Source organism: Paenibacillus sp. CECT 9249, assembly GCF_918697855.1.
GTDB lineage: Bacteria > Bacillota > Bacilli > Paenibacillales > Paenibacillaceae > MSJ-34.
The window spans coordinates 61196-74544 of record NZ_CAKKLI010000025.1 but is presented as its reverse complement, the minus strand read 5'-3'; the positions used below and the strand labels follow the sequence as shown (position 1 = coordinate 74544).

Genomic DNA, 13349 nt, shown 5'->3' with positions numbered 1-13349 from the left:
CGGCGGAACAGCCGCCGCAGGCGGCCGGCGGCGCCGCGCACGGCGCGCCGGGGCAAGCGCCCGCGCGCGCGGCGGACGCGGGCGAGAACGCTCCGCCTGCGGCAAGGAGCGCCGCCCCGGCTGCGCGCGAGGCGCTGCAAGCCGCGGCCGCGAAGCTGCGCCGCGCCGCGGGGCTTGTCGCCCCGTACCCGGCGATGCAATCGCTCGCGGCCGGGCTCGCGCTCAAAGCGGAGCGGCTCGCGGAGAGCCGCTTCACGATCGCATTGTTCGGCGCATTCAGCGCCGGCAAATCGTCGTTCGCCAATGCGCTCATCGGCGAATACGTCTTGCCGGTCTCGCCGAACCCGACGACGGCCGCCATCAACCGTTTGATGGCGCCGCAAGACGGTTGGCCGCACGGTACGGCCAAAATAATCGTCAAAACAAAGGAAGCGGTGCTCGAAGAAATCCGCTATTCCTTGACGATGTTAGGCATGCCCGGCGAAGAAGCGAAGAAACTGCCGGAAGCCGGCATCATGGAAGCGATTCGCGCGCTGCGCCCCGAACATATTCATCCGGCGGGCAAACCGCATTACAGCTTCCTTAAAGCTGTCGAACAAGGATGGGACGACGCGGAACCGTTGTTCGGACAAGAGGTGCGCGCGGATCTCGAGCAGTACCGCGCCTATGTGGCGGAGGAAGCCAAATCATGCTTTGTGCAACTGATCGAGCTGCATTACAGCTCTCCGTTGACGGACCAAGGCATCGTACTCGTCGATACGCCCGGCGCCGACTCGATCAATGCGCGGCATACCGGCGTCGCCTTTAATTATATTAAGAACGCCGACGCGATCTTGTTCGTGACGTATTACAATCATGCATTTTCTCAAGCGGACAGCCAATTTTTGCATCAATTGGGCCGCGTGAAGGACAGCTTCGAGCTTGATAAAATGTTTTTCCTCGTCAACGCCGCCGACTTGGCCGCTTCGGAAGAGGAATTGCAAGGCGTCGTCGATCACGTCTCAGCCAATTTGCTGGAGCATGGCATTCGCTTCCCGCGCATTTATCCGGTATCGAGCGTAAACGCCTTGGATGCCAAATTGGACGGGAATCCGGCGTCGCTTGAACAGTCAGGTTTAACGACATTCGAACGGGATTTCTCTCGATTTATAATAGAAGAATTAGGTCAGATGGCGATTCAATCCGGGCTGCAAGACGTTGCGCGCGCGGCGCATGTCGTGCGGCAATGGATCCAAGCCGCGCAATCCGACGAGGCGGAGCGGCAGCGTCAGGCGCAGCGTATGAAGGAAACGCTGCAGGCGGCGCTGACGGAATGCGAGCGGTTGGAAGAACCCGATTCGAGCGGCGAGCAGTTGCTGGAACAGGAAATTCAGGAACTGGCTTACTATGTCAAACAGCGAGTTCAATTCCGTTTTGGCGAATTGTACAATGCTTCCTTCCACCCGTCCACGTTGCGGGAGGACGGACGGGACATGCGCAAAGCGCTGCAAAGCTGCTTGCTGGAATTGATCCGGACGCTCTCTCTGGAGCTGTCGAACGAAATGCTCGCCACCTCGTTAAGGGTCGAACATTACGCCAAACGGGAAGCCGTCAAGCGCGCCGAAGCGCGAATCGCGGCAATTGCTTCACTTATTCCGGAATTTACGTCACAGTCGCTAACGAGCCCGGATTGGGAAGCGCCTGCCGTTGACGAGACGCTCGCAACGGACCCAATCGATCCGAAACGGTTATGGTCATATTTCAAAAACGCGAAATCGTTCTTCGAAGGCGACGGGAAGCAGCGCTTAAGACAGGCGCTGGAAGCGGATTTGGCCCCTGCCGTCCAAAGATACGTCGAATCGCATCAAGCTCGTTATATCGACGGCTATACATCTCATTTCCGGCGTTTGCTGCAGCAATATGCGGCCGAATTGCGGGAGAGCGTAACCGAACAAGCGAATGGCCTGATCGCATCTTTCACCGAGGAAACCGATGTATCCAAGCTGCGGCAATTGCATGAACAGTTGCATAGTGAGTTGGAATCATCATCCTGAAACTTCGTAACGATATCAACTGCATCAAAGAAATGGACTGCAAAAGCCCGATACTAAGTACGTATCGCGGCTTTTTGTCTTACCTTTCCTATTAAACGGGAAGGATTTCGACCTTTCAAGCGAATCCGTCGGATTTGTTGGCTGAATTGTAGGAAGATGGAATGTAAAGGTTCAAAATGGGTGAATTCCCTCTTTGAACCTTTATCATCATGATGTTAAACTTCATAAATATTCCGTAGCAAATCAAAAGGAATCGCGAACGCGCGTGCCGCTGCGGACCGTTTGTACGGACATTTTTAGGGGGAGAGAATGATGGACGTTTTCAGGAGACTCAGGCGATTTTATTGGGGTAAAATGGGTTTGCTTCTCGCTTCGATTGTCAGCTTGATGGTTGCAACCGCACTCGGACTTGTCTATCCGAATATGCTGCGCATCCTCATCGACGATGTATTTAAGCAAGAGGAATACGGATTGGTGCTCGGACTCGCGCTCACCGTCCTCATCGTTGTCAGCATCAAAGGGTGCATGCAGTTTTTGCACGGGTTTTTCGGAGGAAGACTAGGCAACTTCGTCGCTTACGGCATGCGCAACGCATGTTACGAGAAATTGCAGTTTTTATCTTTTCGTTATTACGATACGGCCAAAACGGGCGATTTAATGTCCCGTTTAACCGCAGATTTGGAAGCGATTCGAAATTTCATCGGCTTCGGGTTCGCCCAAATTCTCAATATGTTTCTTATGATTATATTCGGCGGAATCATGATGGTCTCCATCAATTGGCAGCTTACGCTCATTACGCTCATTGCCATCCCGGTTCTCGCTTATACGGCGATTCGCTTCGAATCGAAAATACATCCGGCGTTCCGCGAAATGCGGATTGCAATGAGCCAATTGACGACGGCGGTCCAAGAAAACATAACCGGCGTTCGCACCGTCAAATCGTTCGCGCGGGAATCGTTTGAAATCGACAAATTTTCAGGCAAGAACGAAGCTTATAAAGACAATCAAATCTACGCCTCCAAGCTTTGGGGCACCTATTTTCCGATTATGGAACTGCTGGCCAGCCTCAGCATCGTCATTTTGCTGGGCGTAGGCGGCAGCCTTGTCGTCAACGAGACGATTACGCTTGGGGAACTGGTAGCGTTCTTTAGTTTAATCTGGTATATCGTCGGCCCGATGTGGGGGATCGGTTTCCATATTAATAACTATACGCAATCAAAGGCGTCGGGAGAACGCGTACTTGAACTGCTCGATCAACCGTCGGATGTCCAAGACTCGGAACAAGCGGTCGCGCTCGAAGCGGATCGCGTCCGGGGCCATGTCCGCTTCGAAGACGTGTCGTTCGGCTACATAAACAAAGGGCAATCTTTGGCGAACGTATCTTTCGACGCCCCTCCGGGCAAAGTGATCGGCTTGATCGGCGGAACCGGCGCGGGCAAGTCGACCATTATTCAACTGCTAATGAGAGCGTATGACGTCAAAAAAGGAAAAATTACGCTGGATGGAATCGATATACGCGATATTCGGCTGGAAAGCTTGCGGGAACAAATTGCAACGGTGTTCCAGGAGACGTTCCTGTTCTCGGCCACGATCCGCAACAATATCGCCTACGGCATGCGCGATGTGACGATGGAACAGATCATTCGGGCGGCACAACTCGCGAAAGCCCATGATTTTATTATGGAACTGCCGGAAGGATACGATACCGTTGTCGGCGAACGCGGAATGGGATTGTCCGGGGGGCAGAAGCAACGGATCGCCATCGCACGGGCTTTGCTGAAAAATCCGAAAATATTGATTTTAGACGACGCGACAAGCGCCGTCGATATGGAGACGGAGCATGAGATTCAGGCCGGTTTCCGCGAATTGATGAAAGGCCGTACGACTTTCGTCATTGCGCATCGAATTTCGTCCTTGCGCCATGCCCATGAAATTTTGATGCTCGATCAAGGACGGATCGTGCAGCGGGGCACGCATGACGAACTTATTGCGCAACCGGGTCCGTACCGCGATGTATATGACATTCAATATGCCGATAAAATCGCTTTGGATCAATCGGACGACATATTACAGCCGACTTCGGTAAGAGAGCAGGTGAACCAATGAGCGCGTCTCAACAACGTTTCGTATACCAAGACGACGATGTGATCGAAAAGGCGTTTAACTGGAAGCAATTCCGCCGCTTGTTCGCCTATATGAAGCCGTACAGCAAGCAGCTGCTGCCGGTCGTGCTGGTCATGATGGTGCTTGGCACGATTACTCGTTTGGCCATTCCGTTTTTGATCAGTTTGGCGATCGATAAAGCGATCGCTCCCAAACTCGGCAATCCGAATTTATCGCTATTGTATATTTATACAGGCGTTGTGCTCGCCCTATACATTATTCAATGGGCGGCCAATACGTACCGCATCAAATTTACGAATGTGATCGGACAACGGGTCATTTACGATTTGCGTGCGGATTTGTTCAAACATATTCAAAAGCTGTCTTTCCGATTTTACGATACGAGACCGGCCGGTTCGGTGTTGGTGCGGATCACGAACGACGTTAACTCTCTTCAGGATTTGTTTACGAACGGTGTCGTCAACCTGGTGATCGATTGCGTGCAACTGATCGGTATCGTGATCATTTTGCTCGTGCTCAATTTCAAGCTCGGTCTAGCCGTGATGATTACGGTTCCGATCATGTTTCTCGTTTCCACCAAGCTGCGCAAAAAAATCCGGCTTGGCTGGCAAGACGTACGCATTAAGCAATCTCGAATCAACGCCCATTTGAATGAAGCCATTCAAGGCATTCGCGTGACGCAGGCTTATGTGCAGGAAAAAGAGAACATGAAATTTTTCGACCATATGAATACGGTTAACTTGAAATCTTGGAACCGCGCTTCTGCACTGAACCAAATGTTCGGTCCTTTTATCGAAATTACAGGGGCGATCGGGTCGTTCATTTTGTTCTGGTACGGATCGTTTCTGATTCAGCACGGGGAACTGACGATCGGTTTGTTCGTCGCTTTCGCCAACTATGTCGGCAACTTCTGGGATCCGATCAATCGTCTCGGTCAAATGTATTCGCAATTGCTCGTCGCGATGGCTTCCTCCGAACGGATCTTTGAGTTTATGGATGAACGGCCGACCGTCGGCGAGCTTCCGGATGCGAAAGCAATGCCGCACATTCGCGGAGACATCGAATTTGATAATATCGTCTTCCAGTATGAGGTGGGGAGACACGCGCTGCGCGGCATTTCCCTGAAAGTGCAGGCCGGGCAATCGATCGCACTCGTCGGCCATACCGGTTCGGGCAAAAGCACGATCATCAACCTGCTCAGCCGGTTCTACGATCCCGTTGAAGGAAGGGTGCTCGTCGACGGTATCGATTTGCGCGATATTACGATTGAAAGCTTGCGTTCGCAAATCGGAATCGTGTTGCAGGATACGTTTATTTTCTCGGGAACGATCCGTGACAACATTCGCTTCGGACGGCTGGATGCGACCGACGAGGAAGTGGAAGCGGCGGCGAAGGCCGTCTTCGCTCACGATTTTATTATGGGATTGCCGCAAGGCTATCGAACGGAAGTGCAGGAGCGGGGCAATATTTTATCGATGGGGCAACGCCAATTGCTTTCGTTCGCCCGGGCGTTGCTTGCCAATCCGCGCATCTTAATTTTGGACGAAGCGACAGCCAGCATCGATACCGAAACGGAAGTGAAAATCCAGGAGGCGTTGAAAACGCTGCTGCAAGGAAGAACTTCTTTTATTATCGCGCACCGGTTATCGACGATCCGCCATGCCGACCATATCGTCGTCCTCGACCACGGCTTGATTAAAGAACAGGGAACGCATGACGAGCTCATGGCGATGAGAGGAACTTATTACGGGCTGATCGAAGCGCAATATAAATTTTTGTCGGCATAATTTGTCGGCTCGCGAGACTGCTCCGCTATGCGGAGCAGTTTTTGCGTTTTCGAGAGATAGAGCGATTGTGCTTTTTTTGGCCCTTTTGTAGAAATCCCCTTCGTTCAGAAAGGCGATTTCGTTCAGGCGTTACCGCAATTTTGATCGCCGAGCGATGTCTTAAACGAGTAATCATTTCAGCCTGGTGACGCAGTGGCTGCGCTGCTCACGGCATAACTGGGCCCCGTCCTTGCTATCAAGTATGCATTGTGATGAAGTGCGGCAGCAAGCACGTGAGTATTCTGCCTTCTGAACGAGGGGGATTTCGACAGAAGGCGGATGAGAAGACATGCCGGCATCGAAAGAACTAGAAAAAGGAAACGGTCGCGAACCAATACAGAGAAAAGACTACATCAAGAAGCGCCAATAAGGAGCCACGACAGGTACGATCCGCTCGGCGCAACCGGCTTGCATTTTATCGTTGAAACTAGCACAATTGAAACATGAAAATAAGAGGAGGACGAGTTGCAATGAATGTACGATCGAATCACAAACCAGTTCGCAAAATGATGCTCCTCGGTGCGGGCGAGCTTGGCAAAGAGGTTGTAATCGAGGCGCAGCGTCTAGGGGTCGAAACGGTTGCAGTCGACCGTTATGAAGGCGCGCCGGCGATGCAAGTAGCGCATCGCTCTTACGTGATCGATATGCTGGACGGGGAAAAGTTGACGGCGCTGATTCGCAGCGAAATGCCGGATTTGATCGTGCCCGAGATTGAAGCGATCGCCACGCAGGCGCTTGTCGAGCTGGAGCGGCAAGGGTTTCGCGTCGTGCCGACGGCCAATGCGGCCAGGCTGACGATGGATCGTGAAGGCATTCGCCGGCTGGCTGCGGAAACGCTCCGTTTGCCGACCGCAAAATACGAATTTGCGAGCAGTTTGGAGGAATTGGAGCAAGCGGTGGCCGACATCGGTACGCCATGCGTCATCAAACCGCTCATGAGTTCTTCCGGTAAAGGCCAAAGCGTCTGCCGAACGCCGGACGACGTGAAATCGTGCTGGGAGTACGCCTTGGAAGGCGGACGCGCCAAACAAATGCGCGTAATCGTAGAGCAATTCATTGAGTTTGAATCGGAAATTACGCTGCTCACGGTTCGTTCCGCCGGCGGAACGATCTATTGCGAGCCGATCGGACATGTGCAGAAAGACGGCGATTATGTAGAATCGTGGCAGCCGCATCCGATGACGGCGGAGAGAATCGCCGAGGCGCGGGAAATCGCGAAGTCCATTACGGATGCGCTTGGAGGATACGGCATTTACGGCGTGGAATTGTTTGTCACGAAGGAAGGCATCGTGTTTAGCGAAGTTTCGCCTAGACCGCATGATACCGGTATGGTGACGATGGCGACGCAAGACTTGTCCGAATTCGCGCTTCATGTGCGCGCGATCCTGGGGCTTCCAATCCCGTCGGTTCGTCTATTGTCGCCCGGAGCCTCTACTACGCTCAAAGCGGATCGCGATCATCAACGGTTCGATATCGGCGGAATCGACGAGGCGCTGGCGCTGGAAGGCACGCAAGTGCGCATTTTCGGCAAGCCGGAAACGAAGCCCGGCCGCAGAATGGCCGTCGCGTTATGCGCCGCCGCCGATATCGAAACCGCGCGCGCAAGAGCGAAAGAAGCGGCGGGTAAACTTTATATTACTTATGAATAATGACGGCGACGGCTATTTTAAGTTCGGGGCCTTGCAATTGATCGATGTTTACATTTGTGTTGTCTAAATATTGATTCACGACAGAGCTCAGTGTGTTGTTGGCTCGCACATGCTTCCAATAGTCGTCCTCCGATAAACCGTATCGATCCATCCGGTACGTATGATGTTCTTTCGTTTCCGGATCGGTTGCGTAGAGGATCTTCTCCTGTTCGACATATCGGTTGATTTCCGTATCGTCGGCTTCCACGCCCGCTTTTTGCGCTTCAACGTATGTCAGCCACCAGGACAGCATGATTTTGAAATCTTGTTCGTCCGAGAGATCATGCGCGAACACGATAGGGTCGTTCTTGTATAATTGGGCGCTGCCGTCCTTGAATTGGACAATGGCGCGCTCCTCCGGCGCGGAATGGGTCAATGCGGCGCAACCGAGCAATAGGAAGAGAAGCAGTCCCGCGCGCGGCAGACCATCTGAACGTTTGCGGTCTGTACTTGGCGATCATGGCGATTCTTCTCTGCAATTGCTTTTTCGAGCCTGAGAAGCTTGCCGTGAAAGGCTGCCGGGACAGTTCGGAAACGTCCTCCAGCAGTTTGATCATGGCGTGCCCGTACGCTCCGGATTCCCCCGGCCGGATGCGAGATAAAACGAGCGCATCGCATGCGATTTCCCGATCCGCCCGCATCCGGTAATAGGCGTACCACAAAATCGGGTTAAACCAATGCAACGCGAGCAGACAGCACATGAGGCAATTAACGGTTCCCCTCCTTATCCAACATCTTTTTCAAGTCTTCGATGTCGTCGGGGGTCAAGCGATGGAGCTTGATGAAATGGGCCAAAGCCGGCTTTAAAGCTCCGCCGAACACGCGGTCGAGAAATGATTCGCTTTCCGCTTCAGTAATCGTTAGTTGTCAAACCCTAGTTTATCGGATTTGTCCACTTGCGAACGCATTTGTTGCACTTCGGCATCGTTTATTTTACCGGTTCCGTAGCGGGCGCGGTTGTACAATTCGGCTATTAAGCGAAATTCGTCCGAGTCGGCCGAGCGGTTTTCGCCTGTTTTGGATTGCGTTTCACTTAGCCACCGGCTTACTTCGTCCAGCGTTTCGCGTGGAGTATAAGAGGCATGAAACGAGTAGCCTTTTTGCACCGAGCGTTTAATCAGCATGCGGTATAAGTAGCGTACCCGGAGCCGGTTATCCGCCAATGCTTCGTACGGGAGCTCGCGCTCCGGTCGTTGCTTGCCCGGGAAAATTCGTGTTTTCAAGCGCTGTTTCATCATTTGCAATGTCAATAAATTGGTATGTTCGTCCATATATCCGTTCTCTTGTTGGTCGGCATCGTAGGCGCGGAACAACCGCATCAACCATGCCCAAAGCGCCGGCATCCAGCGGCGGACGATGCTTCTCAGAACGAAGAAGATTAAGGCGGCGGCTGCGATTCCTGCGATGATCCAAGCGATAACGTTCAATACGGTTAAAAGGAGCTGCATCCATTCGGAAGTATGCCGCTCTTCCTGCGGCAGGGGCAGAAGCGGAGCAGGTGCCTGCTCCGCCGAAGGGGGAGGTTCCGATACAGGGCGCTCCCGGAACAGCCACGCCATGAGCCGGCGAAACCACGACCACAGCACGACGGATAAATCCGGTATAACGTACGCGGCAAGAAGAACGGCAGCCGTTAACGCCGCGGAGTAGACCGCATTGAATTTGCGGATCGCTTTCGGAACGGCGGAACGGCCGGGTTCGTCCAGGTTGGCGCGGCTCAGATGCATTCTGTTCGAGATTGTGATCGTATAGATGACGCTGACCGTTCCTGCGACGGCAACCGCAACGGCGTACGGTTTCAACGAATCGACCGCTTGCATGAGCAGAAAGGCGACAAAATAGGAGAGAATGCCGATCCAATAATACGGCAGCGGATAGACGGTATAGCCGTTCTTCTCCGAAATTTGCGCACTGCGGTAACAGAGGACGGCAATGGCGGCGAACGCCGGAAGATGGCTCGGCTGCCACCCCATCAACAACCATGCGGCGGCGACTCCGGCCATCGCAAGACCCAGTCTGACGAGCATTTTCCTGTTCGTCGGAATGATCGAACCGATCGCGCAGCAAGCCGCGCATAGGATTAGCGAGCTGCCGAACCAATACGGGAGGGCGGCAGGACCTACTCCATATACGCCGGCAATGAGCAGGAATGGAAAGTAAAACAATATTTCCGTCCATGCGGCGAGCGACCGCAATCCGATGTTTGCCAAACGGTTCGGTTGTGACATAAATACCCTCCTAAACTTGATATGGGCGTAGTTTCTTTAAGGAATATCGAACGCAACCCGGCTTGGAAGCGTTTGTCTTAACGCGCCGCAGGATTTTGTCCAATGTTTTATCCGATCCAACGGTGTAAATCGGCTTTTCATTGGATTTTATACAGCAGAAGTTGGAAAAAACGAGACAGATGGGCGAAAAAGGGGCGAATCCATTGGATATTTTCCAATGGGGACCCGTTTAATCGCAACAAACCGGCCATTCTGTTGGATGATTTCCAATGGGGGTTGAAGCATCGCCTTCCTGCAACTGTGCGACTGCCGCTTACGGCAAGCTTAGGCCGACTAATCTTACACGCGCCGCTCTCGGCCGGTGGTCGGACTGCTGCCGGCCACCGCCGGCACATGACGCGGCTTGACGCGCGCACGATTACGATAGCTTCACCGTTTCGACGTGATGCCCCCGCGCCCGTAAACGCTCGAGCCGCAGCTCCGTTTCTTCGGACATCGTCGCTGTCAAAACGAGGTAATCGACCTGTTCCGCATCCCGTTCGATTTCGCGTTCCAGCAACGTATGAAAGTTCGACGCGATGCGCATTTCCAGCCTCGCCATCGTATCGAGCAAATGCGTCAAATGAGCGAGACCGCCGCCCTCCGGTATGCTGACCGTTCGATGGGGATCGCTTGGCAAACGGCCGTTGCAGCAGAAGCCGACTTCCATGCCTTGAGAGACGATATAATCGGCGACCGCAGCCGCACAGCCCAGCAAATATTCGACCAGCTCCGGCTTTGTTACTTGGTTCCACATACGCTCCGTCGTTTCGAAATTGACCAATAACGTCAGCTTGCGCTCGGATGTGTAATCGTTTTGCCGCACTTGCAACGTGCCGGCGCGCGCGGTCGCTTGCCAATGGATCGATCGTAACGAATCGCCCGGCACGTAATCGCGGACGCCCGACGTGAGGAACGGGTCCTCCATCGTCCAGCGCCGCACCGTCAGCTCGCCCATCCAGCCCCGATTGGAGAACGGAATCGCGTCCAGCAGGACAGGCTCCGGATAGACGACCAACTCAAGCGACAGCTTGACCGTTTGCACGGCTTCCGCCAGCCCGAACGGATCGCCTGCGGTCATCGTCGCGCTGTCGAGCCGATATACGCCCCTCTTGGCGCAACGAACGCGGTGGCGGCGCACGATTTGCCGATACGGCAGCAGCGAGAACAAGCTTTTATGATTTTGCAAACGATCGCCGCGGTGAATATCCAAGTTCTCTTGCCGATCGAAATGGAGCCCGCTTTGCATCATCGATTCGAGCCGGATCCAAGGGAGCGGCAGCAGCTTATCGTTCGCGATCGTTTCGACCATTTGCACCGTTTCGCCGGCGAAGACGGCTCGCTTGTCGAAGGTACGCGCATAACGGACCCGTTTCAATGCCGATCGCTTGTAAATCATGCTTAATAGCAACAGCGTCAACAGTGTGATGAGAATCAACCAATGCAGCGGCATATGGCGATCCTTATTCCCGCAGCTGCGGCTCGGCGGGAACGGCAGTTTGTGCGACGATACGGTCGAGAATCGTTTCGGCGCCGTCTTTGCGAAGCTGCGAACGGTTTTTTAAGACGATGCGGTGAGCCAGTACAGGCTTGACCAGCGTTTTAATATCGTCCGGAACGACATAACTGCGCCCGCGGATGACGGCATAGGCCTGAACCGCTTTCAATAAAGCTCCCGCGCCGCGCGGGCTGACTCCCAATGCGATTTCGTCATGATTTCTGGTATGTTCTACAATAATCAGGAGATATTTTAATATATCTTCATCTAGCTGCACATGCGCATAGCGCGTTTGCGCTTGCATAATGTCGGCGGCGGAGGCGACCGGCTGGAGCGAGCGGAGCGGATCGTCGGTTCGGAACCGCCGTAAAATGTCCAGCCCTTCCTCGAACGTCGGATAACCCATGCTCGTTTTCATTAGAAAACGGTCAAGCTGCGCCTCGGGCAATGGGAAGGTGCCATGGCTTTCGACCGGATTTTGCGTGGCGATGACGATAAACGGCGAGGATAAAACATGCGTTTCGCCGGCAATTGTCACTTGGCGTTCTTCCATGCACTCGAGCAGGCTCGATTGCGTTCTCGGCGTGGCGCGGTTAATTTCGTCCGCGAGCAAAATGTTGGTATGTACGGGACCGGGCCGGAATTCGAAATCGCCCGATTTTTGATTATAATAATGAATGCCGGCAATATCGGACGGGAGCAGATCCGGCGTAAACTGGATGCGGGAGAACCGGCAGTCGATCGATTTGGCGAGCGCTTTGGCCAGCATCGTTTTTCCTGTGCCCGGCACGTCTTCGAGCAGCATATGTCCCGACGTGAAGAGCGCAACGAGCAGCAAATCGACAATCTCGTCCTTGCCGACGAGCGCCTGCGCGACATTGCGTTTGATTCGATCCGCGAGCTGCCGTATTTGTCCGAATTCCATAAAAAACACCGCCTTGTTTTATCGTTTGAATGTAGCCCATTTGTCTTCATTTTAACACAAAAAATTTTGAAATCTTTCGTTTTTCGCGGTATAAACAAAAAAGAGCGGAAACCATGATATAATAGAGAGGTTCAACGCAAGGAGGGATTCGATGAAATCGTCGCAGTTCATTTGGAGATTAGTCGGCATTACGGCGATCGCCGCAGCGGTCGTACTGCTGTTCGGTTTCGGGTATGCCGTATACGATATATTGAATCCTTCGGCAGCGTCATGGCAAGGTTCCGCCCAGAAGCCGGCGCATACAACGGATAAGTTTACGGATCGGAACGAAATCGGCATGACGGCGATTGGCGATTCGCTGACGCGGGGAACGGGCGATGCGACAGGCAGCGGTTATGTGCGCGGCGTCGCCGAGCTGCTTGAAACGAAGCTGCAGAAGCCGGTTCGAATACTGAACAATCTTGGCATTAACGGGTTAAGAGCCGATCAACTTGTGTCGAAATTGGACGAGACAGGCATCCGCTATTCGCTCGCGCAGGCGGACGTTATCATGTTTACGATCGGCGGCAACGACCTATTTCAAAGCGCGCTCGATCAAAATTTTACTTCGGGCGAGTTTGAAGCGGAAGATTTATTCCGCAAAGTTGAAGAAGGATTGGCGAACGTAACGGACATCGCCGATAAAATAAATGAGATCAACCCGGACGCCAGAGTCGTCTACGTCGGATTGTACAATCCGCTCGCTGATTTGGAAGAGATGCGCGAACTGGGCAATCGAGTCGTGCAGAAGTGGAACGACGGCGTATTTGCGGTCCTGAACCGCTATCCGAATATGACGCTCGTGCCGACGCTCGATCTATTTCAAGCGGCGTTTGCGCAATACATAGGGACGGATCACTTCCATCCGAACGCGGAAGGGTACCGGGCGATCTCCGAAAGAATCGCGCAAAGCTTCTTTTAAGCATTGGTCACTGACAGGAGGGATGTT

11 protein-coding genes are annotated in these 13349 nt (G+C 53.5%); 5 read left to right on the top strand and 6 right to left on the bottom strand.

The genetic code is table 11. From position 1 onward, the window contains the following. From LQ229_RS17375 to purT, 4 genes are all read left to right on the top strand, one after another. The coding region (locus tag LQ229_RS17375; protein ID WP_230192378.1) for a dynamin family protein at positions 1–2033 on the top strand (2033 nt) is incomplete at its 5' end. Positions 2034–2345: 312 nt separating this feature from the next. Further along, on the top strand, positions 2346–4139 hold the full coding sequence (locus LQ229_RS17370) for an ABC transporter ATP-binding protein (protein ID WP_216538473.1): 1794 nt from the start codon (positions 2346–2348) through the stop codon (positions 4137–4139). Beyond that, positions 4136–5944: an ABC transporter ATP-binding protein gene (locus LQ229_RS17365; protein ID WP_216538417.1), complete on the top strand. Its 1809-nt coding sequence runs from the start codon at positions 4136–4138 to the stop codon at positions 5942–5944. The genes LQ229_RS17370 and LQ229_RS17365 overlap by 4 nt, the downstream gene beginning before the upstream one ends. A gap of 509 nt (positions 5945–6453) precedes the next feature. Then, positions 6454–7632: a formate-dependent phosphoribosylglycinamide formyltransferase gene (gene purT / locus LQ229_RS17360; protein ID WP_216538418.1), complete on the top strand. Its 1179-nt coding sequence runs from the start codon at positions 6454–6456 to the stop codon at positions 7630–7632. Here the strand turns inward: purT and LQ229_RS17355 are convergent. From LQ229_RS17355 to LQ229_RS17330, 6 genes are all read right to left on the bottom strand, one after another. Continuing rightward, positions 7619–8047, bottom strand: coding sequence for a hypothetical protein (locus tag LQ229_RS17355; protein WP_230192377.1), 429 nt, complete (start codon positions 8045–8047; stop codon positions 7619–7621). The genes purT and LQ229_RS17355 overlap by 14 nt on opposite strands. Continuing rightward, positions 7953–8372 carry a M56 family metallopeptidase gene (locus LQ229_RS27330; protein ID WP_356711137.1) on the bottom strand — a complete coding sequence of 140 codons (420 nt, stop codon included), beginning with the start codon at positions 8370–8372 and terminating at the stop codon, positions 7953–7955. Before LQ229_RS27330 ends, LQ229_RS17355 begins: the two co-directional genes overlap by 95 nt. 7 nt (positions 8373–8379) lie before the next feature. Beyond that, positions 8380–8529 (bottom strand): BlaI/MecI/CopY family transcriptional regulator, encoded by a 150-nt coding sequence (locus tag LQ229_RS17345; protein ID WP_290370044.1) that lies wholly within the window; start codon positions 8527–8529, stop codon positions 8380–8382. 2 nt (positions 8530–8531) lie between these two features. After that, complete coding sequence (locus tag LQ229_RS17340; RefSeq protein WP_216538421.1) at positions 8532–9899, bottom strand: DUF4129 domain-containing protein; 1368 nt, start codon at positions 9897–9899, stop codon at positions 8532–8534. A 418-nt stretch (positions 9900–10317) separates the two neighbouring features. After that, complete coding sequence (locus LQ229_RS17335; protein WP_216538422.1) at positions 10318–11391, bottom strand: DUF58 domain-containing protein; 1074 nt, start codon at positions 11389–11391, stop codon at positions 10318–10320. Between the two features lie 10 nt (positions 11392–11401). Next, entirely contained in the window at positions 11402–12361 is a 960-nt protein-coding gene (locus LQ229_RS17330; RefSeq protein WP_216538423.1) for a MoxR family ATPase, read from the bottom strand. Positions 12362–12512: 151 nt separating this feature from the next. On the opposite strand from LQ229_RS17330, the gene LQ229_RS17325 reads away from it, so the two are divergent. Next, positions 12513–13322: a GDSL-type esterase/lipase family protein gene (locus tag LQ229_RS17325; protein ID WP_216538424.1), complete on the top strand. Its 810-nt coding sequence runs from the start codon at positions 12513–12515 to the stop codon at positions 13320–13322. Positions 13323–13349 lie beyond the last annotated feature (27 nt).

Coding starts and splice junctions, on each gene's coding strand:
- LQ229_RS17370 (WP_216538473.1), top strand. CDS start 2,346: ATGGACGTTTTCAGGAGACTCAGGCGATTTTATTGGGGTAAAATGGGT.
- LQ229_RS17365 (WP_216538417.1), top strand. CDS start 4,136: ATGAGCGCGTCTCAACAACGTTTCGTATACCAAGACGACGATGTGATC.
- purT (WP_216538418.1), top strand. CDS start 6,454: ATGAATGTACGATCGAATCACAAACCAGTTCGCAAAATGATGCTCCTC.
- LQ229_RS27330 (WP_356711137.1), bottom strand. CDS start 8,372: ATGTGCTGTCTGCTCGCGTTGCATTGGTTTAACCCGATTTTGTGGTAC.
- LQ229_RS17340 (WP_216538421.1), bottom strand. CDS start 9,899: ATGTCACAACCGAACCGTTTGGCAAACATCGGATTGCGGTCGCTCGCC.
- LQ229_RS17335 (WP_216538422.1), bottom strand. CDS start 11,391: ATGCCGCTGCATTGGTTGATTCTCATCACACTGTTGACGCTGTTGCTA.
- LQ229_RS17330 (WP_216538423.1), bottom strand. CDS start 12,361: ATGGAATTCGGACAAATACGGCAGCTCGCGGATCGAATCAAACGCAAT.
- LQ229_RS17325 (WP_216538424.1), top strand. CDS start 12,513: ATGAAATCGTCGCAGTTCATTTGGAGATTAGTCGGCATTACGGCGATC.